Source organism: Streptomyces sp. NPDC039462, from assembly GCF_055639375.1.
In genome coordinates, this window is sequence record NZ_JBVKAO010000008.1 from 461,405 (window position 1) to 483,353 (window position 21,949).

A 21,949-nucleotide genomic window follows, 5' to 3' on the forward strand; every position below is an offset into this window, starting at 1 on the left:
AGGCGTCCCCATGACCCCCTCCCGCTCCCCGCTGCGCCGCCGGGCGCTCCTCACCGGATCGCTGGCCCTGACCGGCGCGCTCGCGCTCTCCGCCTGCGGCTCCTCCGACTCCGACGGGTCCGGCGCCGCCGGCGGCAAGACCCGTACCGTCAAGACGGCCATGGGCGACGTGAAGGTCCCCGAGAAGCCGCAGCGCGTCGTCGTCCTCGACACCGCCGAGCTGGACTCCGCGATCACGCTCGGCGTGCAGCCGGTCGGCTCCACGCACGTCGAGGCCGAGTCCGGCTTCCCGAGCTACCTGCCCAAGGACAAGGTCAAGGGCATCAAGGACGTCGGCGAGATGCTGAACCCCAACATGGAGGCCATCGCCGCGCTCAAGCCCGACCTCATCCTGACGTCGAAGATCCGGCACGCCGCCAAGTACGACCAGCTCAAGGCGATCGCGCCGACCGTCATGACGGAGACGACCGGCTACCCCTGGAAGGAGAACTTCCAGGTCCACGCGGAAGCGATGGGCAAGCAGGCCGAGGCGGCGAAGGTCGTCGACGACTACAAGGCGCACGCCAAGAAGGTCACCACCGCCATCGGCGGCCCCGCCGAGGCCGAGCGGACCGAGGTCAACGTCATCCGCTTCATGGAGGGCGCCGACATCCGCCTCTACGGCGACCAGAGCTACATCGCCACGCTCCTCAAGGACGTCGGCCTCGGCCGCGCGCCGATCTCCGCGAAGGCCAAGGACGGCTTCTCCTACGACCTGTCCCCCGAGAAGATCGACCTCGCGGACACGGACGTCATCTTCCAGTCGACGTACGGCGACCCGAAGAAGGCCAAGCAGACGCAGACGACCGGCAGCGCCCTGTGGAAGAACATGAAGGCCGTGCAGTCCGGCAACGTCCACACCGTCGACGACGCGCTGTGGATCCAGGGCATCGGCTACACCGCGGCGGACAAGATCCTGGACGAGATGCAGACGGCCCTGACGAAGAAGTAGGCCCCTGGCGGGCGGTGCCTCACGGCCGTCGCCGCTGCGATCTCCACAGCAGGAAGAGCGCGGAGGTGACGGCCGCGCCGCGCACCACCCACGGCCAGGTGTCGCCGATGGCGTCGCTCATGTGCCCGTCCGCGATCGGCTCGCCCCAGCCCTTATCGGCGCGCCCCCACAGCCACGTGATGCCCGCGGCCACCGCGAGCCCCGGCAGCCACAGGACGGCGAACTTCACCTCGGCGGGGGTGAGCCTGCGGGAGACGTAGGTGATGAGCCAGCCGACGCCGAGGACCACGAGGTTGCCGAGGACCGCGCCGACGACGAGGAGCGCGGCGGCGAGCAGGAGCAGCGGGTTGCTGAACGTGGGGAGGCCCGGGCCTGCGCCGCCGCCCGCCCGGCCGACCCGCCACCACCGCCGGCGCGCCCCCTCGCCCGCCGCCTCTTCCGCTGCCTCTTCCTCGTAGGCGTACGCGTCCGCCCCTTCCTCGTCCTCGTCCGCCTCTTCGGGGTCCTCCTTGGGCGGGGGCTTGAGTATTTCCGGGATCTCCACACCGCCGACGAAGCCGGGGACGCTGTCGGCGAGGCCGAACGGGCTGCTGTCCACCCGCCACCAGTCGGGCTCGGAACCGCTCGGCCCCAGCTCGTCCGTGCCCGCGAGGTGCGGCGGCGACGCGCCCTCGAAGTCGGCGGGGTGTTCCGGGGCGGCCGGGGCCTTCGAGGAGCTCTCGCGGCGGGGCCCGGGCACGACGCGCCGCAGACTCTGCACACTCTTCGAACTCTTCGAACTGTTCGGACTCCTTGGGCTCTTCGGACTCCTCGGACTCCTCGGGTTCCTCGGGCTCTTCTGCCGGGCGGGGGCGCTCTTCTCCGCGGGCGGGTCCTCCGGTACGTCGCCGGACGCCCCGCCCGCCGCTTCGACGACCTCCTCCGGCGTGCCGAGGCGGGCCAGGATGCGGCGGACCGCGGCGGGGCTGTCGCCCGCGGGTCCCGACGACCGGCCCCGGTCGATCCGGTTCCGCAGGTCGGCGACCAGCCGCATCCGGTCGCCGGACGGCAACTGCCGCTGCTGGGCCAGGTCTCCGACCCGGCTCAGATAGTCGTAGACCAGCTGATCGCTCTCGATCCCCACGAAGTCCCCTCCGGGGCGGCTGCGTTGACGCGCCGCGGTTGTGCACAGCGCTCCCGACGTTACCGTCTCAGGGCCACAGGGCGCCCGCACCCTAGGGGTCGCCGTCCGTCTCAGGGTGTACGGGCTCCGCCGTGAGGTGCACCGGAGAGCGAGAGGCGGGTCGCACCGGAGGCCGATGTGCGGAGGGCGCCCGGAAACCATCATGAAGTCATGAGCGCAGCAACCTTCACCCCCGTGTCCGTCCACTCCTCCGCGGACCCCGCCGCCGACGGCCGGGGCACCCGGCACCCGCATCGCGTGAGCGGCGTCCTGCGCGCCGCGAAGGTCCTGGCGAGCGCCGCGTTCGGCGTCGTCGTGCTCGGTGAGTACGCCGAGGAAGCGGGCGTACGACACCGCTGACGCACGCCAAGGAGCGGGCGTACGACACCGCTGACCCGCCCCGGCCGGGCGCCCTCGCCCGCGCCACGAGGTCCATTAAAGTCACGCCGTGACATCACGTGCGGTGACGAAGTCCTCACTCCTCGCAGCCGCCTCGCTGCTCGCGGTCTCCCTCACCGCGCTGGCCGTCCTCTGCGTCGTCCAGGACGTACGGATGGTCGACACCCTGGTCTACCGGGCGGAGGGCGCGGCCGTCGCCAACGGCAGCGACCTGTACGGGTTCACCGTCACGGAGTGGGAACTGCCCGCCACCTACCCGCCGTTCGCCGCGATCCTCTTCGTACCGACGACCTGGCTTCCCGTAGGGGTCCTGAAGGCCGTCTTCCTCGTCGGCAACGCCGGTCTCCTCGCGCTCCTGATCCGCCTCTCCTGCCGTCTCGCGGGCCTCCCCGCGCGCGCCGCGCCCCTGTGCGCCGCCACGGCCCTCGCCCTCTGGCTCGAACCCGTCTTCCAGACCGTCCTGTTCGGCCAGATCAACCTCGCCCTCGCCTGCCTCGTCCTCTGGGACCTCACCCGGCCGTCCGGCGCCCTCGGCAAGGGCTTCGCGCTCGGCGTCGCGGCCGGCATCAAGCTGACGCCCGCCGTGTTCATCGCGTACCTGCTGCTGCGCGGGCGGGTCCGGGAGGCGGCCACCGCGCTCGCCGGGTTCGCGGGCACCGTGCTGCTCGGCGCGCTGGTGCTGCCCGCGGCGAGCGTCGAGTTCTGGACGCGGCGGGTCTTCGAGACGGGCCGGGTCGGCAAGGCGTGGATCGTCGACAACCAGTCCCTTCAGGGTCTGATCGCCCGGCTCCTGCACGACGCCGAACCCGGCGCGGCCTGGGCCGTCCCCGCGGCCATGACGGCCGTCGCCGGCCTCTGGCTGGCCCGCCGCACGCCCGACGAGCCCCGCGCACTGCTCCTGGCCGCGTTCACGACCGTGCTGATCTCGCCCATCAGCTGGTCGCACCACTGGGTGTGGTGCGTGCCGCTCCTCGCCGTCCTGATCGCGGAGGGCAGGCCGCGGGCGGCCGCCGCCGTGGCCGTCCTCTTCACCGCCCGCACCTTCTGGCTGCTTCCGCACCAGGGCGACCTGGACCTGCGCCTGCCGTGGTGGCAGCAGCCGCTTGCGTCGCCGTACGCGCTGCTGGCGCTGGCTCTGGCGCCGATGTTGAGTACGTACCTGAGTACGCGCACCGAGGTGCCCGCCCCGCGCCCGCGGGTTGACTCGCCGCATGCACCCCGAGACGGAGTCCCGCCACGAGTGGGCCGCGCGTAACGCCGCCTACGCCGCCGCCCATCCGGTCCCCCGGCCCTCCCGCGTCCTCGCCCTGGCCCTGGCGACCCCGGTCGTCCTCCTGCTGCTCACGCTCGGCTGGTTCGTGGTCGCGCTCGACGCGGAGCTCGGCGACGCGTCGTCGCCGGAGCACCAGGAGGTGGTCGGCCGCTACGTCCTGGCGACGCTCGGCGGCCTCGGCGGCCTGACGGCGGGCTGGCTCACGCCGCGCGACTCGCGCGCGGCGTGGCTGCGGACGGTGTGGGCGCTGGCCTCGGTGCTGGTGATCCCGGCGGCGATGCTGGCGGGCGCCTAGGACTCTGGCTCGCCTCTACTAGCTACTAGCTACTAGCTACTGGGCCAGGAGCTCATCCGCGTCCACGATCCGGTACGCGTACCCCTGCTCGGCGAGGAACCGCTGCCGGTGGGCGGCGAAGTCCTGGTCGATGGTGTCGCGGGCGACGACGGAGTAGAAGCGGGCCTCGTGCCCGTCGGCCTTGGGCCGCAGCACGCGCCCGAGCCGCTGGGCCTCCTCCTGCCGCGACCCGAACGTGCCGGACACCTGGATGGCGACGGTGGCCTCGGGCAGGTCGATGGAGAAGTTGGCGACCTTCGAGACGACGAGGACGGAGATCTCCCCCTCCCGGAACGCGCCGAAGAGCTTCTCGCGCTGCGCGTTGGTCGTCTCGCCCTTGATGACGGGCGCGTCCAGGTGCTCGCCGAGCTCGTCGAGCTGGTCGATGTACTGCCCGATGACGAGGGTCTGCTCACCGGCGTGCTTCTTGACGAGCGCCTCCGTGACCTTCCGCTTCGTGGCGGTGGTCGCACAGAACCGGTACTTCTCCTCGGCCTCGGCGGTGGCGTACGCGAGCCGCTCGCTGTCGGTCAGATTGACGCGGACCTCGACGCAGTCGGCGGGCGCGATGTAGCCCTGCGCCTCGATCTCCTTCCACGGGGCGTCGAACCGCTTGGGCCCGATGAGTGAGAAGACGTCGGACTCGCGCCCGTCCTCGCGGACGAGGGTCGCGGTCAGCCCGAGGCGCCGCCGCGCCTGGAGGTCGGCGGTGAACTTGAAGACGGGCGCGGGCAGGAGGTGCACCTCGTCGTAGATCACGAGCCCCCAGTCCCGCGAGTCGAAGAGCTCGAGGTGCGGATAGATGCCCTTCCGCTTGGTCGTGAGCACCTGGTACGTGGCGATGGTGACGGGCCGGATCTCCTTCCGCGTCCCGCTGTACTCACCGATCTCGTCCTCCGTGAGGGAGGTCCGCTTCACCAGCTCGTGCTTCCACTGGCGGGCGGAGACGGTGTTGGTGACGAGGATCAGCGTGGTCGCCTTGGCCTGCGCCATGGCCCCCGCGCCGACGAGGGTCTTCCCCGCCCCGCAGGGCAGCACGACGACACCGCTTCCGCCGTGCCAGAACCCTTCGACGGCCTGCTGCTGATAGGGCCGCAGCGACCAGCCGCTCTCGTCCAGATCGATCTTGTGGGCCTCACCGTCCACATACCCGGCGAGGTCCTCGGCGGGCCAGCCCAGCTTCAGCAGCGTCTGCTTGACCTGCCCGCGCTCGGAGGGGTGCACGACGACGGTGTCCGGGTCGATCCGCTCGCCGACGAGCGGCTGCACCTTCTTCGACCGCAGGATCTCCTCAAGCACCGGCCGGTCGGTGGTGGTCAGCACGAGCCCGTGGGTGGGGTGCTTGGAGAGCGTGAGGCGCCCGTACCGCGCCATCGTCTCCGCCACGTCGACGAGGAGGGCGTGCGGCACGGGATACCGGGAGAACTCCACGAGCGCGTCCACGACCTGCTCCGCGTCGTGCCCGGCGGCCCGCGCGTTCCACAGCCCGAGCGGGGTGACCCGGTACGTGTGGATGTGCTCGGGCGCCCGCTCCAGCTCCGCGAAGGGCGCGATGGCCCGACGACAGGCGTCGGCCTGCTCGTGGTCGACCTCGAGCAGGAGAGTCTTGTCCGACTGGACGATGAGGGGACCGTTCACGCGAGCGCCCTTTCCATAGGCCAAACGTCCAGTGTGCCGCATGGGGGCGTGATCACGACCGGGCCACCGCAGGTCGCACGCCGCGTCCGACCCTCCTGCGTACCTGATCGATGGTGTTGCGCGTGTCCACATCCTTCTCTGTGTCGCCGATCTGGTGGTACAGGTCGGCGGCGAGCTCCAAGTTCTCCAGGGCCTCGGTATTGCAGCCCTGCTGAAGCAGCGCACGCGCGAGACTCGTCAGTTCGTCGGCCAGACCGTGATCGTCCTTACCCTCGAGGAATGCCTCCAGCGCAAGGGTGTGCAGCCGCACAGCCTTGTTCCACTTGCCCTGCATCTGACGTGCGAGCGCCATGTTGCCCAGGGACATCGCCTCACCACGGCGATCTCCAAGCTGCCGAAAGATGTTCAGTGCTTCCTGTTGTGCGGCGAGAGCTGCCTCCAGGTCTCCGGCAGCGATCAGCGTTCCAGAGCAGTTGGACAGCTCGACTGCCCTCTCATGGGGCATGAGCAGTCCATCGGCCATATCGAGTGCGCGCCTGTGCAGCTCCAGGGCCTGCCCGGCTTGCCCGTCGTTGCGCACCGCCGTGGCGATACTCCCCAGAGCCTGGGCATACCCGCGCAGGTCGCCGTGTTTACGTAGGATCTTCGCGGCCTTGCGCAGGACATGGGTAGCTTCCTTCCGGCGGCCTAGCTCAGTCAAAGTCTCTCCGGTGTTACTCAGAGCGCGCGCCGCCCCCACCCGGTCGCCGACGCACTTGAACAGCCGCGCTGCCTCGATATGGGCCGCCACGGCCTGTTCGAACCTGCGTTGCTCGTGGAGAGAGAGCCCGAGGTTGTTCAGTGCACTGGCAAGGGCCTCGCGCTTCTTCAGCTCCCGGCAGATCTTGATGGCCTTGTTGTGCGCTCGAACAGACCTGCGCAACTTACGCATGTCCCGGAGCACCACGCCGAGAGCGCTCAGCAGAGATGCCTCATGAAAACGGTCCTTGCACCGTCGGCTCGAACGGATGCCCGCGGACATCACACACCTGGCGTCCTCCAGATAACGCATCTCCATCAAGAACTGCGAAACAGGGACTGTCAGGGCGACACATGTCAGGTCGTCGTCGGCGTCGTGAGCCCAGAGAGCAGCCACGACGAGAGCAGACCGCTCGGACTCCAGCCACTGCAACGCTTCCGCTCGAGTCGTGAAGACGGAATCAGTCGCCGGACGGGTTTCCGCTGGGTCGAAGAGTTTGTCACACGCCAAGGTCGCCATCTTGTGAAAATAGGCGAGCAGACGCATGAGGGCCTTTCCCCAGGCGTCGCTGCCCGACACGAGCCGCCTCCGGGCGTAAAGACGCACCAGAGCATGCTGCCGCCAGCGGCCATAGGGGTCCCGTGGCTCGACCAAGTGCCGACGAGCGAGGTCCAGCAGTAGCCGTTCCGTTTCTGTGCCACTCTCGCCGTACAACGCGGCCGCAGCTTCTACGGAGAAGTCAGGCCCCGGATGCAGGGACATCAACCGGAAGAGCCTTGCCTGATCTCTTGTGAGCGACCGGTAGGACAACTCGAAGGCCGCCGTCACGGCGCGCTCCTCCCGGCTCAGCACATCGAGCCGGGAGTGCTCGTCCTCCAGGTTCCGGCGGAGGTGGGACAGGGGCCGAGTCGGCACGTCCACCAATAGGGAAGCCAAGATACGCAGGGCCAACGGCAGACCGCCGCACAGCGTGACAAGCCGGTCGGCCTCGCTCGCCTCGACCGCCACTCGGGAATCATCCGGCAGCGCCACGCTCAGCACGTTGTCCAGCAGCTCCCGTCCCTCGTCAGCAGGAAGCTCCCTCAAGGTGACCGCCAGGGCGTCCAGCTCTGCAAGGGAGTGCCGCGAAGAGATGAGGGTGGCCGTGCTCGTGTCGCTCGGCAGCAGATGGCGAATCTTGGCAGTAGCCGGTACGTCGTCCAGAACGACCAGGACCCGCCGTCCGGCAGCAGCGAGCGCCCCAAGCGCTGACCGGTACACGAGCGCGCGTTCCTCGGTTCCGGAAGGAATGTGTTCCGGAGGTATGCCGAGTGCCCGCAGGAGGGTGCCGAGCGCCTGCTTCGGAGACACCTTGCGCGTCGCGTCATAACCGTGCAGATCGACGAAGAGGACTCCACCGGGGAACCAGTTGTTTTCCCGCAATGCTCTGTGCGCAGCTTGGAGTATGAGTTCGGTCTTACCCGTACCCGCGAGTCCGGTTACCGTAATGGTGCCAGCCGCCTCTCCCGACTCACTCGGCTCCAGGGCCGTGCAGACAGTTTCCAGCTGGGTACATCGTCCGGCGAAGGTCTCGGATCTTGGGGGCAGTCCGGCGAGCGCAGGGCCCGCTCGGTCCGGCAACGTCAGGTTGACGGTCTGCCCCTGTACGACAAAGCCGAAAAAGACTCCTCCGCTGATGTGGTTCTCGACCGTGCTGGTCATTCCTGGGCCTGCTGGTGCCGGACGATAGCCCTACTGAAGGAAAGGACCTCGGCTGTGGTGAACATGTTCCTGTTTTGCTCTGTGACCACGTATCCGACCTCACGCCAGGCATGGAGGAAGGCCGGGTCGATGCCTATCTCGGCCGCGCGCTCCGCGATTTCCAGCAGCATGGTGTCGAAGTACTCCTTGCTGAGAGGGGTGGGCTCGTCCGCATCGGGGTCAAAAAAGACGGGGTCGTGAGGCCCAGGCTCGCGTCCGAACTTATCTCGAAAGGCCTTCAGTTGGCCTTCCAAGCCCTCCTTCACCTCATCTCCGTACGGCGTGTCGGTGGAGAACCGCACCACAGAGCTGCCGTCGGCGTTCCAGATGCGTTCGGCGGGGTGATTGGACCGGCGACGCGGCGGCTCCGTCCTGCCGGCCCTCTTGCGGACCTTCTTCAGCACCGTCTCGCGAACGGCTTCCCGTCGCTCGGCCCATCCGTCGTCCGACTCGTCCTGCGCGACCTCCGCAACGTCGCTGATATCCGAGCCTTCGAGGTCAGCGGTGTTCTCTCGAGCGATGCTGCGCAAGCGCATTCTGGCGTGCATGCCCACCCAGTCCAGCAGGTCCGGGGTCACCATTCCGGTCAGCGTGGACACCTTGGGAATTCCCAGCTCGAAGGCCAGACGGTGCAGGGCGAGACCAGGAGAGCTGGTCCACAGCAGGGCTTCCGAGGGGATCGGCTCGGTGAAGGCGGGGACGGTGGAGAGACTGCCGAGAGTCTCGGCCACAGACATCTCCAGCTGGGGGGCAAGTAGCAGAGTGTCGAGTACCGGTACCAGCGTTGATGACTCGTCCAGGGACAGCGCCCATGCAGAGGCGTGTTCACCCGAGTCCTCCAGAAGCTCGCCCGGCTTCGCCATCAGCGCCACATACAACGCCGGCAGTAGCAGTCCGGATTCGTCTTTCACCCGTAGCCCGGCCTCGCGGAACCGGCGCAGCCCGTCGCGGAGGATGGCCCGAGGCGTGTCCTCGCCCCCCGAATTCTCGTCAGCGCCTTTCCAGAACTGCCTGCTCCTTTCCTTCGCGTCCACCGGCGGCTCGGGCAGCGGCAGGCTCGAAGGCGGACCGTAGACCGCACGGCAGTTCTGGAGGGCCGCCTCGGGCAGCAGTCGCCGGGGCAGGCTGCGCTGGTCGAGTCCTGCACCTTCAAGTCGCCCGTTGAGCACCAGCATCAGCTCTGCGCCGTCCACCGGGAGATGGAGCTCCTCGCTGGCTGAGACGACCTCGCGGACGAAGCGCTGGATGCCCTTCCCGTGCACAGTGCCGCGCAACAAGCGCAGCCAGGCATCACGCGCGTTGGCGAACTCGAACTCGTCACGGAAAGTCCTGGGGAAGGCAGCCCCCAGGAACAGTGCGTCCAACGGGTCCATGTCGTCATACCAGTGCGGCGCTGAGTCCTCTTGCTGAGCAAGCCACAACTCCATGAAACCGGCTGCGTAGGCAGCGGCCAAGCTGGGCTTTCCTGGGGTGTTTGAGCGCAACAGCCGCACCATTGCAGCCTCGCCGATCGCTCGGGGGCCACCACTACCGTCCAGGACTTCGACTGAAGGGGCTACGGCCACCTTCCGCTCCCGCTTCTTTCTCGATGCTTTGCCCACACCACCCTCCCCTGCACAAGCATGCCGCATCGTGCGGAGGGCGTCCGGTCACTCAGAGACATGGGTGATCCCTGGCCGACCGAACGAAGGGAGGGCTGTGCACGCAAGCGTCTCTCGTAGGCAGAACATCCGGTCTCTCGCACTCGGGTGCGCGGAACGAAGACGTCGGCCACCAGCCCCCTGCCGAGGCTCGACCGCGAAGGTGACTCCACCGGCGGGAGCGCCCGACCCGCTACCGTGAACCGGATGAGCACCGACGAGCCGCAGCCCACGGACAGTGCCGGCGCGAGCGCGCCCGTATCGCCTCGCGGGGCGGAGACGCCCCGCTCCCTCGCCGAAGCGCTGCGGTCGCGGGAGGACGGCGCGCTCGCCGACCTGCTCCGGGTCCGGCCCGACCTGCTGAACCCGGTGCCCGGCGACCTCACCCAGCTCGCCACGCGGGCGGGGACCCGGGCCTCCGTGGTGCGGGCCCTGGAGCGGCTCGACCGGTTCGCGCAGCAGGTCGCCGAGGCGCTCGCCGTGGCGTCGGACCCCGCCTCGTACGAGGAGGTGCGTGGGCTGCTCGCCGGGGACGACGGGGACCCGGCCGTCGAGCGGGCGCTACGGCGCGCCCTCGGCACGCTCCACGAGCAGGCACTCGTGTGGGGGACCGACGACCGGCTCCGGCTCGTCCGCACCGCGCGGGAGCTCCTCGCCCCGTCGCCGCAGCACCCGTCCCCGACCGGCCTCGGCCCCACCGTCGCCGAGGCCACGGCCGGGATGTCGCCGACCCGCATCCAGGACATCGTCGCGGCGGCCGGGCTCCCGACGACGCACGACGCGGTGTCCGCCGTACAGTCGCTGACCGCGCTGTTCACAGACCGTACGCGCATGTCGGCACTGCTCGACGAGGCGCCCACCGAGGCCGTCGAGGTGCTCTCCCGCCTGGTGTGGGGGCCGCCCTACGGACAGGTCACCGCCGACCCGGCCCGGCACCTGCGCTGGCTCCTGGACCGGGGGCTGCTCCTTCCGACCGCGCCCGGCACCGTCGTACTGCCCCGCGAGGCCGCCCTGCACCTGCGCGCCGGCCGCGCCCACCGCACGGTCGAGCCGACGCCGCCGCCCGTCGAGGTCGCGCGCGAACACCGTCCACAGGTTGTGGACGCGACCGCCGCCGGGCAGGCGTACACCGCGCTCGCCACCGTCGAGGAACTCCTGAAGGACTGGGACGAGGGCGGCCCCGCCGTGCTGCGCGCGGGCGGCCTCAGCGTGCGCGACCTGAAGCGGACCGCGGTGGCGCTCGACACGTCCGAGCCGCTGGCCGCGTTCTGGGTCGAACTCGCCTACGCCGCGGGCCTGCTGGCGTCCGACGGCGAGGCCGACGAACGGTACGCCGCGACTCCCGCGTACGACGAATGGCAGGAGCTGCCCGCCCCCGAGCGCTGGGCCGCGCTCGCCGGCGCCTGGCTCGCGGCCACCCGCACGGCGGGGCTCGTCGGCGGCCGCGACGGCAAGGACCGCACGCTGTCCGCGCTCGGTCCGCACCTCGACCGGTCGTCGGCCCCCGAGGTACGCCACCGGGTCCTCGCGCTCCTCGCCACGCTCCCCGAGGGCTCGGCGCCCGACCCGGAGTCCCTCCAGGCCCGGCTCCGCTGGGAGCGCCCGCCCGCCGGCCGCAACCGTCCCGCCGACGCCGCGTCCGCTCCGGACCTGCGCTCCCGGATCGCCCAATGGACGTTGGACGAGGCGGAGTTGCTGGGTGTCACGGGGCGGGGGGCGTTGTCGACGCATGGGCGGGCGCTGTTGCCTGAAGGGAATGGGGGAGCGGGGAGCGGTGCAGGTGCGGGTGCCGGTGTTGGTGCCGCTGTCCCTGCCGGTGCGGGTGCCGGTGCGGGTGCCGCTGCTCCTGCCGGTGCGGCTGCCGGTGCCGGTGCGGGTGTCGGTGTCGGTGTCGGTGCCAGTAGTACCGGCGAGCGTCGGCTCGCCGCTGCCCGTGCCGCCGAGCTCCTTGCGCCGCTCCTCCCCAAGCCCCTCGATCACGTCCTCCTCCAGGCCGACCTCACCGCCGTCGCCCCCGGCCCGCTGGAGCGGCCGCTCGGTGACGCCCTCGCCGTGCTCGCCGACGTCGAGTCGAAGGGCGGCGCCACCGTCTACCGCTTCTCCCCCGGGTCCGTGCGCCGCGCGCTCGACGCCGGGCAGTCCGCGTCCGACCTGCACGCCTTCCTCGCCGCCCACTCCCGTACGCCGGTCCCGCAGCCCCTGGCCTATCTGATCGACGACGTGGCGCGCCGCCACGGCCACCTGCGGATCGGCGCCGCCTCCGCGTACGTGCGGTGCGACGACGAGGCGATGCTCGACGAGATCATGGCGGACAAGCGGGCGCAGAGTCTGCGGCTGCGCCGCCTCGCGCCCACCGTGCTCGCCGCCCAGGCGGATCCCGGGGCGCTCCTGGACGGGCTGCGGTCCATGGGGTTCGCGCCCGCCGCGGAGAGCGCGGAGGGCGATGTCCTGATCACCCGCGCCCACGCCCACCGCACGCCGCCCCGTTCGGCGCCCGAGCCCGTGCCGGACGGGCCGCCGGTGCCCGGGGCGACGCTCATCGACGCGGCCGTGCGGGCGATTCGTGCGGGGGATCTGGCGTCCACGGCGCCCCGGAAGGTGGCGCCGGCGTCGGCCTCTTCCGCCTCGGCGGCGGCGGCGGACGGGCGGCTGCCGCGTACCACCGCTGCCGAGACGCTCGCCACGATGCAGGCCGCGGTGATGACCGGTGAGGCGGTGTGGATCGGTTACGTCAACGCGGAGGGGGCCGCGAGTCAGCGTGTCATCGCGCCGGTGCGGGTCGAAGGGGGCTTCGTGACGGCCTACGACCACACTGCGGATGAGGTCCGCACGTTTCCCTTGCACCGGATCACGGGGGTTGCCGAGCTTGCCGACGAGTGAGGCGTGGCTCCCGGGGGCGGGGGCGTCGTGGTTTTTCGCGCAGTTCCCCGCGCCCCTGGAGAGGCGGCCCCCCGCGGTCGTCTTTCGCGTGTCGCCACGTCGTGGCTGGGCGCGCAGTTCCCCGCGCCCCTGGTGGGTGGCCCCTGGCGCCCGTCTTTCGGGTGCCAGCGCGTCGTGGCTTGTTGCGCAGTTCCCCCCGCCCCTGGGGAGGCGGCCCCCCGCGGTCGTCTTTCGCGTGTCGCCACGTCGTGGCTGGGCGCGCAGTTCCCCGCGCCCCTGGGGGGTGGCCCCTGGCGCCCGTCTTTCGGGTGCCGGCGCGTCGTGGTTTGTTGCGCAGTTCCCCGCGCCCCTGGGGCAGCGGTCCCTGAGGGCCGTTTGCCGAGTGCTGGCGCGTCGTAGCTGGGCGCGCAGTTCCCTGCGCCCCTGAGCGGGCGCCCCCACCCTTGAGGGGAGGGCGGTCCCGCCCTTGAGGGGCCGTCGGGGAAAAAGTCGTTGGCAGGGGCAATCAAGGGGGGCCTAAGATGCCCTCTTCCCCGGCCTCCCGCGCGGAGTGCCGCCGTCCGGACGGAAACCGGATGGCAGCCCGATGAGCCAGCACCACGACACCGCTGAACCGCCGGAGGCACCCCGTGCACGCGCACGCCGAACCCGACCCCCTCGCCCGGGAGCGCGGCCACCTCGCCGCGTCCCGTGCCGCCCTGCGCGCCATGCGTGAGGACGCCGAGGCCCTCGACATCCGTGACGTCACCGCGAACTGGGTGAACGCCACGGTCCTGGAGCGGCAGCTCGACGAACGGATCAAGTCGCTCGCCGATCTCGCCCACACCCCACTCTTCTTCGGGCGGCTCGACTATCTGCACGCGCCCGGCGCCGAGCAGGCGGAGGGCGCCGAGGGCGAGCAGTTCTACATCGGGCGGCGGCACGTGCACGACGCCGGCGGGGACCCGATGGTCATCGACTGGCGCGCGCCGGTCTCCCAGCCGTTCTACCGGGCCTCCAAGAAGGACCCGATGGACATCGCGCTGCGCCGCCGCTTCGGCTACACCGGCGGCGACCTCACCGCGTACGAGGACGAGCACCTCAGCGACCCGGGCGAGGCCGAGCGGACCAGCGAGCTGCTCCAGCGCGAGATCGAGCGGCCGCGCGTCGGGCCGATGCGGGACATCGTCGCCACCATTCAGCCCGAGCAGGACGAAATCGTGCGGAGCGGGCTGAGCGGGAGCGTCTGTGTGCAGGGCGGGCCGGGGACCGGGAAGACCGCCGTCGGACTGCACCGGGTCGCCTACCTGCTGTACGCGCACCGGGAGCGGCTGGCCCGCACCGGCACCCTCGTCATCGGGCCGAACGCCTCCTTCCTGCACTACATCGAGCAGGTCCTGCCCGCGCTCGGCGAGTTGGAGGTCAAGCAGGCCACCGTCGACGACCTCGTCGCCCACGTGGAGGTGCGCGGCACGGACGAGCCGGCCGCCGCCCTCGTCAAGGGCGACGCCCGCATGGCGGAGGTGCTGCGCAAGGCGGTGCGGTCGCACGTCACCATGCCCACTGAGCCGGTCGTCGTCGTGCGCGGGTCGCGCAGGTGGCGTGTCCCCGCGTATGAACTCGAAGAGATCGTCGGTGAGTTGCTCGCGCGGGACATCCGGTACGGGGCCGCCCGGGACGCACTTCCGCAGCGCATCGCGCATGCCGTGCTCGTCCGCATGGAGCAGGCGGGCGAGGCGCCGGACGACCGCGTGCAGGACGCCGTCGCCCGCAACGCCGCGGTGAAGGCGGCGGTCAAGGCCGTCTGGCCGCCCGTCGATCCCGCGAAGCTCGTGCTGCGGCTGCTGTCGGACGCCGACTTCCTCGCCGCGCACGCCGGGGGGATCCTGAGCGAGGAGGAGCAGAAGGCCGTTCTCTGGGCGAAGCCCGCGCGAAGCGTCAAGTCCGCCAAGTGGACCGCCGCCGACGCCGTACTGATCGACGAGGCCACCGACCTGGTCTCCCGGACCCACTCCCTCGGGCATGTCGTGCTCGACGAGGCGCAGGACCTCTCCCCCATGCAGTACCGCGCGGTGGGCCGGCGCTGCACGACGGGTTCGGCGACCGTCCTCGGCGATCTCGCGCAGGGCACCACGCCGTGGGCGACGCGGAGTTGGGACGAGGCGCTGCGGCATCTCGGCAAGGACGGTGCCGTCGTGGAGGAGCTGACGGCCGGTTTCCGCGTGCCGCGCGAGGTCATCGCGTACGCGTCGCGGCTGCTGCCGGACATCGCGCCGGGTCTCACGGCGGTCGACTCGGTGCGTGAGGCGCCGGGTTCGCTGGCGGTGCGCCGGGTGGACGATGGTGCGGGTGTCGAGGGGCTGGACGCGGCCTGCCTGGAGGCGTGCGCGGAGTCGTTGCGGCAGGAGGGCTCCATCGGCCTCATCGCCGCGGACGCCCGGATTCCGTCGCTCGCCGGGGCGTTGGCGGCGGCCGGGATCACGTACCTCTCCCCCGGCGAGGAGACGACGCCGGACACCCGCCTCACGCTGGTGCCCGCGTCCCTCGCGAAGGGGCTCGAGTACGACTACGTGGTACTCGACGAGCCGGCCGCCGTCGTCGACGGCGAGCCCGACGAACGCACGGGCCTGCGCCGCCTCTACGTGGCACTGACCCGTGCCGTGTCGGGCCTGATCGTCGTCCACGCGGACGATCTGCCCAAGCAGCTCGCCTAGCGCCTAGGGCCTAGGGGCCCTTGGGGTCGTCCGCCGGGTCCGCGGGTGTCCCGGCGGATGCCGGAGCGGTGGCGGACGGCAAGTGCGTGACGATCAGGACGATTCCCGTGAGCGTGATCACCCGTGTCGCCGCGTCCAGCCCGTTCCAGGCGTCCGACTGCCACATGGCGAACCACTCGCCGCCGATCCCGATGAAGCCGACGCCGAAGAGGACGAGGATCATCAGCAGGCCGATGCTGCCCGTGCGCCGGGCCCGGTGGAAGCCCTCGGCCCTGCGCGGGCCCTGGGGCCGGCGCAGGGCGCGGGCCCACAGGACCGTCGACGTGCCGAGGACCAGCGCGGCCAGGGTCTCCCAGGCGATGATCCCGACATACGCCGCGTCCTGGAGCGCGGTGGATTCCACCGCGCGCCACTTGAGGCCGTTGTCCTTGAAGGTGGTGTCCATCGCGAGGACATGGCGTACGAATTGCCGGTTGGTGTCGAAGTCCGTGATGTTCCCGAACGCGACGAGCGCGATGTAGAGCGCGACCGTCCCCGTGAGCAGCGTCGCGGCGACGGGCAGCGTCCCGGCCGCGAGTATGCGCTCCGCGGGACGCGTCTTTTCTGCTGGTGTCGGCATGAGGTCCCCTCCGTGTCGAACCAGTTCTATCGCGTCCCGCGGAGAAACGATCAACCGGTGAACGACCCGGAGTCCAGCGCGGCCCGCCACTCCGCGACCGCCGCGGCGGACACCGGCGCCGACCAGCCGTCGGGCCGGGCGGCGCCGCCGATGTGGAAGGCGTCGACGCCGGCCCCCGTCAGGCGCGGCAGGTGGTCGAGGCGGAGGCCGCCGCCGATGAGCAGCTGCGGCCCGTATCCCGGTTCGCCGCGCCGGGCCGCCTCGGCGAGCAGGGTCGGCAGGCCGTCGTCGACGCCGGTCGCGGCGCCCGCGGTGAGGTAGGTGTCGAGTCCGGGCAGGTCGGCGAGCTGCTTGCGCAGGGCGTCGCGGTCGGCGGCCCGGTCGATGGCCCGGTGGAAGGTCCAGCGGCAGCCGTCGAGGGCGCCCGCCAGCGCTTCGACGGCGGGCAGGTCGGGGCCGCCCGCCTCGTCGAGGAAGCCGAGCACGAACTCGTCGGCGCCCTCGCTCCGAAGCTCGTGGGCGCGGCGCAGCAGTTCGTCGACGTCGCCCGCGGCGAATCCGTCGGCCAGCCTGAGCATGACGCGCAGCGGGATGTCGACGGCGGAGCGGATCGCGGCGAAGGTCTCGCGGGACGGGGTGAGGCCGTCCGCGGCCATGTCGGTCACCAGCTCCAGGCGGTCCGCTCCGCCGGCCTGGGCGGCGACGGCGTCCTCGGTGTCGAGGGCGATCACCTCCAGGACTGCACGCTTGCTCATGGATGTCTCTTCCTTCTGCTCGCTGCCCGCATAGGTCTAGTCCAATTACCAGCCTACGCGCAGAACACCCCGGCGCGAGCCGAGTCGCTCACGCCGGGGTGCGGGAAACCTGCGGGAAGGAACGTCAGGCCGGCGGTCAGGCCAGCGGCTTGAACCCCCGCAGGCGCAGGCTGTTGCCGACCACGAAGACCGACGAGAACGCCATGGCCGCGCCCGCGATCATCGGGTTGAGCAGTCCTGCGGCGGCCAGCGGCAGCGCGCCGACGTTGTAGGCGAAGGCCCAGAACAGGTTCGACCTGATCGTACCGAGGGTGCGGCGGGAGAGCCTGATCGCGTCGGCCGCCGCCCGCAGGTCTCCTCGTACGAGAGTGAGGTCGCCCGCCTCGATCGCGGCGTCCGTGCCGGTGCCCATCGCGAGGCCCAGGTCGGCCTGGGCCAGCGCCGCCGCGTCGTTCACGCCGTCGCCGACCATGGCGACCGACTTGCCCTCGGCCTGCAGCCGCTTGACCACGTCGACCTTGTCCTGCGGCATGACCTCGGCGATCACGTGCTCGGGCGCGATGCCGACCTCCGCGGCGACCGAATCGGCGACGGCCTTGTTGTCGCCGGTCAGCAGGATCGGGGTCAGGCCGAGCGCGCGCAGCCGCCCGATGGCCTCGGCGCTGGTGTCCTTGACGGCGTCGGCGACCTCCAGGACCGCGCGGGCCTCGCCGTCCCAGGCGACCGCGATGGCGGTACGTCCCGCCGCCTCGGCCTCGGCCTTGGCGCGCTCCAGCTCCACGGGCAGCCGGATCGCCCACTCGTGGAGCAGCTGCTCGCGGCCGACCAGGACCGCGTGGCCCTCCACCACACCCTGGACGCCGAGGCCCGCGACGTTCGCGAAGTCCTCCGGGGTGGGCAGCTCGCCCGCCGAGGCGGTGGCGCCGGCGGCGACGGCCCGGGCGATGGGGTGCTCGGAGGAGTGCTCCAGGGCGCCGGCCAGCCGCAGCACTTCGGCCTCGGTGGCGTTGTCGGCGGTGTGGGTGGCGAGCAGGGTCATCTTGCCGGTGGTGACGGTGCCGGTCTTGTCCAGGACGATGGTGTCGACCTTGCGGGTGGACTCCAGGACCTCCGGGCCCTTGATCAGGATGCCGAGCTGGGCGCCGCGCCCGGTGCCGACCATGAGGGCGGTCGGCGTGGCGAGGCCCAGGGCGCACGGGCAGGCGATGATCAGTACGGCGACGGCGGCGGTGAAGGCGGCGGTCAGACCGGCGCCGTTGCCGAGCCAGAAGCCGAGCGTGGCGAGCGCCAGGCCGATGACGACCGGCACGAACACCGCGGAGATCTTGTCGGCGAGGCGCTGGGCGGCGGCCTTGCCGTTCTGCGCGTCCTCGACGAGCCTGGCCATGCGGGCGAGCTGGGTGTCGGCGCCGACGCGGGTGGCCTCGACGACGAGGCGGCCGCCGACGTTGAGGGTGGCGCCGGTGACGGAGTCGCCCTCACCGACCTCCACGGGCACGGACTCGCCGGTGAGCATGGACGCGTCGACGGCCGAGGAGCCCTCGACGACCTTGCCGTCCGTGGCGATCTTCTCGCCGGGCCGTACGAGGAAGCGGTCCCCGGCCTTCAACTCGCCGACCGGGACGGTCTCCTCACGCCCGCCGTCGCGCAGCACGGTGACGTCCTTGGCGCCGAGCTGGAGCAGCGCCTTCAGGGCGGCGCCCGCCTTCCGCTTGGAGCGGGCCTCGAAGTACCGCCCGGCGAGGATGAACGCGGTCACTCCGGCCGCGGCCTCCAGATAGATGTTCCCCGCGCCGTCGCTGCGGGCGATGGTCAGCTCGAAGGGGTGCGTCATGCCGGGCGTACCGGCCGTCCCGAAGAACAGCGCCCACAGGGACCAGAGGAACGCCGCCGACGTGCCGACCGAGATCAGCGTGTCCATGGTGGCCGCGCCGTGCCGGGCGTTGGTGTACGCCGCCTTGTGGAAGGGCCAGGCCGCGTACGTGACGACGGGGGCGGCGAGCGTCAGCGAGAGCCACTGCCAGTACTCGAACTGGAGCGCCGGGACCATCGCCATGGCGATGACGGGCACGGAGAGCAGCGCCGCGGTGATCAGGCGCTGGCGCAGGGGCCGCAGCTCGTCGGCGGCGGCCTGCTCCTCGCCGCCGTCGCCGTCGCCGTCCGGCGCGCCGGACTCGGTGCGGGCCGGGGCGGGCTCCTGCGCGGTGTAGCCGGTGGCCTCGACGGTCGCGATCAGGTCCTGTACGGAGACGTCCTCGCCGCGGTAGCTGACCTTGGCCTTCTCGGTGGCGTAGTTGACGGTCGCCTCGACGCCGTCCATGCGGTTGAGCTTCTTCTCGATCCGAGCCGCGCAGGAGGCGCAGGTCATGCCACCGATGGCGAGTTCGACCTCTGCGGCGGGCGCCGCCGTCTCGGCGGCACCGGATGTGGTGGTGGCCATGTCTCGGGCTCCTGTACGCGTCGGGGTCCCGATACCCGGGGCGGGTACCGGTGACGAGTCCATGTATACCCCTGGGGGGTATCAAATGCAAGAGGTTCCTCCCCCGCTCCACCCGCTTGACTTCATACCCCAGGGGGGTATCTTCGGTGTCATGAACTCCGGACTGAAGATCACCGCATTCGCCGCCGCCGTCGCCGCGACCTTCGGCACCGCGTACGGCGTGGGAACGGGCATCGACCCCGTCACCGACAAGGCGCCGACCGCCCGGCACGGGCAGCACGACGGCGACCCGCACAAGGAGAAGCAGCCGAACGGCGAGAAGGAGGGCACGGGAGAGCCCGAAGGGCACGGCGGGGCGGTCCCCGGCGGCCTGCAGGTCTCCGATCGCGGCTACACGCTCGACCTCGAGACGCCCCGCATCGACGCGGGCCGGCCGCAGGAGCTCCGCTTCGCCGTCGTCAAGGACTCCTCGGGCCGGAACGTCACCGCGTACCGGAAGGAGCACGACAAGGAGCTGCACCTCATCGTCGCCTCACGCGACCTGACCACCTACCGCCATCTGCACCCGGCCCGCGCGGCCGACGGCACCTGGTCGACGAAGGTCGAACTGCCCGAGGCGGGCGGCTACCGCGTCTTCGCCGACTTCCGCCCCGAGGGCGCGAAGGAGGGCCTGACGCTGGGCGCGGACCTCGGCGTGGCGGGCTCGTACGACCCGAAGGAACTGCCCGGGCACCGCACCACCGCGAAGGTCGACGGCTACGACGTCGAGCTGAAGGGCGAGTTGAAGACGGGCGCGGGCGGCGACCTCACGCTGAGCGTGGCGAAGAACGGCAGGCCGGTGACCGATCTACAGCCCTACCTGGGGGCGTACGGCCACCTCGTGGCGCTGCGGGCGGGCGACCTCGCCTACCTCCACGTCCACCCGAACGGCGCGCCCGGCGACGGGCGGACGAAGGCTGGCCCCGGCATCTCCTTCGGCACGGCGGCGCCGAGCAAGGGCGCGTACCGCCTGTTCCTCGACTTCAAGCACGAGGGGAAGGTCCGCACGGCGGAGTTCACGGTGCACGCGGGCGGCGGCGCGCACGCCGAGCCCCGTGAGCCGGAGAAGGGCGGCGGCCACGGGCACTGACGGCTTCGGGGCCGGGCGCGGCTCAGGCGGCGGTCGGCGCCACCGCCGCAAGATCGTCCACCGAGCCCGACATGACGGCCCTGACGTGCGCGGTCAGATGGTCGAGAGGCCAGTCCCACCAGGCGAGTTCGAGCAGCCGGGCGATGTCGTCGGCACCGAAGCGCCGCCGGATGAGCTTCGCCGGGTTGCCGCCGACGATGCCGTAGTCGGGCACGTCGTCGACGACCACGGCCCCCGACGCGATGATCGCGCCGTGCCCGATGCGCACGCCCGGCATGACGGTCGAGCGGTAGCCGAACCAGACGTCGTTGCCGACGACCGTGTCGCCGCGTCCCGGCAGCCCGGAGATCAGGTCGAAGTGCTCGCTCCAGGACCCGCCCATGATCGGGAAGGGGAACGTGGAGGCCCCGTCCATCCGGTGGTTGGCGCCGTTCATGATGAACCGGACGCCCTCGCCCAGCGCGCAGTACTTCCCGATGACCAGCCGCTCGGGCCCGTAGTGATAGAGCACGTTCCGCGTCTCGAAGGCGGTCGGGTCATCGGGGTCGTCGTAGTACGTGAAGTCCCCGACCTCGATGAGCGGTGACGTCACGAGCGGCTTGAGCAGCACCACACGCTCCTGGCCCGGCATGGGATGCAGCACGTTCGGATCGGCGGGGACGAGAGGTGCGCCGGAGCCGGCTGCGGCGGGGGTGCCGGGGGTGGCGGAAGCGCCGGGGGTGTCGGAAGCGCCGGAGGTGTCGGAGGCCATCCCTCCATGATCCCCGTCACCCGAAGAGGCACAACTCCTTTTCGGTGACGCCCACCAGCTCGTACCGCGTGCCCGTCAGCGGCCGTCCCGTGCACAGCCGGACCAGCGTCGGCGCGTCACCGATGTAGCGGGCGGGCGGCCGCTTGCCGTCGGTGACGCCCAGGGTCAGCGGCTCGTCCAGGCCGTCGACGTCCGCGTGCAGCGGCGGCAGCGCGGCGGCGGCATGCGCCGACCTGCTGAACTGTTCGAGCAGGGGCAGCGCGTCCGCCAGCCCCTCACCGCCGTACGCACCCGGCTTCCCCCACGCCTCCCGTACGTCACCGGCGTGCACCCACTCGCCGAGCGCCACCCCGTCCAGGAGCCCCTTGGCCGCGGCGAGCACCGGCCCGGCCTCCGTCATGCCACGCTCCAGCTCGTCCACGACACGGGAGTTGGACCAGTCGGCGCGCTCGGCGATGTCGCGTTCGTTGCTCTCGGGCGAGTACACGCCCTCCTCGAACCGGCCCTCCACCACCCGCATCAGCGCGGAGCCGCAGTGCGCGAGCACATGCCGCACGGTCCAGCCCGGACAGCAGGTGCGGATCTCGTACGCCGTGTCGGGGGCGGCCCTCAACAGCGGTATGAGGGCGTCGCGTTCGGTACGCAGGAGGCGTCCCGCGCGGTCGGGTTCGTAGCTCTCTTCGATGGTGGCCATGGCGGCAGCCAACAGCCTGCGGCCCCACATGGCAACATACCCCCCACGGGTAGAAGGCGAACTAGAGTCGCG

Annotated in this window: 16 protein-coding genes; 7 read left to right on the plus strand and 9 right to left on the minus strand. The window is 71.4% G+C overall.

The window, feature by feature from the left end:
* Positions 1–10 precede the first annotated feature (10 nt).
* The gene (locus tag ACZ7LU_RS35265; RefSeq protein ID WP_471919068.1) at positions 11–991 is read left to right on the plus strand and encodes an ABC transporter substrate-binding protein; all 981 of its coding nucleotides are present in this window, start codon (positions 11–13) and stop codon (positions 989–991) included.
* A gap of 19 nt (positions 992–1,010) precedes the next feature.
* On the opposite strand, the gene ACZ7LU_RS35270 is transcribed toward ACZ7LU_RS35265, so the two are convergent.
* The gene (locus tag ACZ7LU_RS35270) at positions 1,011–2,114 is read right to left on the minus strand and encodes a hypothetical protein (protein WP_471919069.1); all 1,104 of its coding nucleotides are present in this window, start codon (positions 2,112–2,114) and stop codon (positions 1,011–1,013) included.
* A 210-nt stretch (positions 2,115–2,324) separates the two neighbouring features.
* Here ACZ7LU_RS35270 and ACZ7LU_RS35275 point away from each other — a divergent pair, with 210 nt between their 5' ends.
* The 3 genes from ACZ7LU_RS35275 (at position 2,325) to ACZ7LU_RS35285 (ending at position 4,120) form a co-directional block, all read left to right on the plus strand.
* Positions 2,325–2,513 carry a hypothetical protein gene (locus tag ACZ7LU_RS35275; RefSeq protein WP_471919070.1) on the plus strand — a complete coding sequence of 63 codons (189 nt, stop codon included), beginning with the start codon at positions 2,325–2,327 and terminating at the stop codon, positions 2,511–2,513.
* Between the two features lie 88 nt (positions 2,514–2,601).
* The gene (locus tag ACZ7LU_RS35280; RefSeq protein ID WP_471919071.1) at positions 2,602–3,807 is read left to right on the plus strand and encodes a glycosyltransferase 87 family protein; all 1,206 of its coding nucleotides are present in this window, start codon (positions 2,602–2,604) and stop codon (positions 3,805–3,807) included.
* On the plus strand, positions 3,764–4,120 hold the full coding sequence (locus ACZ7LU_RS35285) for a hypothetical protein (RefSeq protein WP_471919072.1): 357 nt from the start codon (positions 3,764–3,766) through the stop codon (positions 4,118–4,120). Before ACZ7LU_RS35280 ends, ACZ7LU_RS35285 begins: the two co-directional genes overlap by 44 nt.
* 36 nt (positions 4,121–4,156) lie before the next feature.
* Here ACZ7LU_RS35285 and ACZ7LU_RS35290 read toward each other — a convergent pair whose 3' ends face one another.
* From ACZ7LU_RS35290 to ACZ7LU_RS35300, 3 genes are read right to left on the minus strand one after another with little or no spacing between them, the layout of a single operon-like run.
* Positions 4,157–5,797, minus strand: a complete 1,641-nt coding sequence (locus ACZ7LU_RS35290) for a DNA repair helicase XPB (RefSeq protein ID WP_398302977.1) — start codon at positions 5,795–5,797, stop codon at positions 4,157–4,159.
* A 52-nt stretch (positions 5,798–5,849) separates the two neighbouring features.
* Complete coding sequence (locus tag ACZ7LU_RS35295; RefSeq protein WP_471919073.1) at positions 5,850–8,237, minus strand: tetratricopeptide repeat protein; 2,388 nt, start codon at positions 8,235–8,237, stop codon at positions 5,850–5,852.
* Positions 8,234–9,730 (minus strand): hypothetical protein, encoded by a 1,497-nt coding sequence (locus ACZ7LU_RS35300; protein WP_471919074.1) that lies wholly within the window; start codon positions 9,728–9,730, stop codon positions 8,234–8,236. The genes ACZ7LU_RS35295 and ACZ7LU_RS35300 overlap by 4 nt, the downstream gene beginning before the upstream one ends.
* A 393-nt stretch (positions 9,731–10,123) precedes the next feature.
* Here ACZ7LU_RS35300 and ACZ7LU_RS35305 point away from each other — a divergent pair, with 393 nt between their 5' ends.
* Together ACZ7LU_RS35305 and ACZ7LU_RS35310 are read left to right on the plus strand one after the other, a co-directional pair.
* The gene (locus ACZ7LU_RS35305; RefSeq protein ID WP_471919075.1) at positions 10,124–12,796 is read left to right on the plus strand and encodes a helicase-associated domain-containing protein; all 2,673 of its coding nucleotides are present in this window, start codon (positions 10,124–10,126) and stop codon (positions 12,794–12,796) included.
* Between the two features lie 629 nt (positions 12,797–13,425).
* Entirely contained in the window at positions 13,426–15,489 is a 2,064-nt protein-coding gene (locus tag ACZ7LU_RS35310) for a HelD family protein (RefSeq protein ID WP_471919076.1), read from the plus strand.
* A gap of 10 nt (positions 15,490–15,499) precedes the next feature.
* Here the strand turns inward: ACZ7LU_RS35310 and ACZ7LU_RS35315 are convergent, their stop codons facing one another.
* The 3 genes from ACZ7LU_RS35315 to ACZ7LU_RS35325 all read right to left on the minus strand — a co-directional run bounded on the left by ACZ7LU_RS35315 (position 15,500) and on the right by ACZ7LU_RS35325 (position 19,303).
* Positions 15,500–16,108: a DUF2165 domain-containing protein gene (locus ACZ7LU_RS35315; RefSeq protein WP_471919077.1), complete on the minus strand. Its 609-nt coding sequence runs from the start codon at positions 16,106–16,108 to the stop codon at positions 15,500–15,502.
* A 50-nt stretch (positions 16,109–16,158) separates the two neighbouring features.
* Positions 16,159–16,863 (minus strand): copper homeostasis protein CutC, encoded by a 705-nt coding sequence (locus ACZ7LU_RS35320; protein WP_470975140.1) that lies wholly within the window; start codon positions 16,861–16,863, stop codon positions 16,159–16,161.
* 136 nt (positions 16,864–16,999) lie between these two features.
* Entirely contained in the window at positions 17,000–19,303 is a 2,304-nt protein-coding gene (locus ACZ7LU_RS35325) for a heavy metal translocating P-type ATPase (protein ID WP_471919078.1), read from the minus strand.
* A 151-nt stretch (positions 19,304–19,454) separates the two neighbouring features.
* On the opposite strand from ACZ7LU_RS35325, the gene ACZ7LU_RS35330 reads away from it, so the two are divergent.
* A complete protein-coding gene (locus tag ACZ7LU_RS35330; protein ID WP_471919079.1) occupies positions 19,455–20,432 on the plus strand; it encodes a hypothetical protein in 978 nt (325 codons plus the stop codon).
* Between the two features lie 22 nt (positions 20,433–20,454).
* On the opposite strand, the gene ACZ7LU_RS35335 is transcribed toward ACZ7LU_RS35330, so the two are convergent.
* Positions 20,455–21,063, minus strand: coding sequence for a CatB-related O-acetyltransferase (locus ACZ7LU_RS35335; protein WP_471919095.1), 609 nt, complete (start codon positions 21,061–21,063; stop codon positions 20,455–20,457).
* Between the two features lie 136 nt (positions 21,064–21,199).
* The gene (locus tag ACZ7LU_RS35340; RefSeq protein ID WP_471919080.1) at positions 21,200–21,877 is read right to left on the minus strand and encodes a maleylpyruvate isomerase family mycothiol-dependent enzyme; all 678 of its coding nucleotides are present in this window, start codon (positions 21,875–21,877) and stop codon (positions 21,200–21,202) included.
* Positions 21,878–21,949 lie beyond the last annotated feature (72 nt).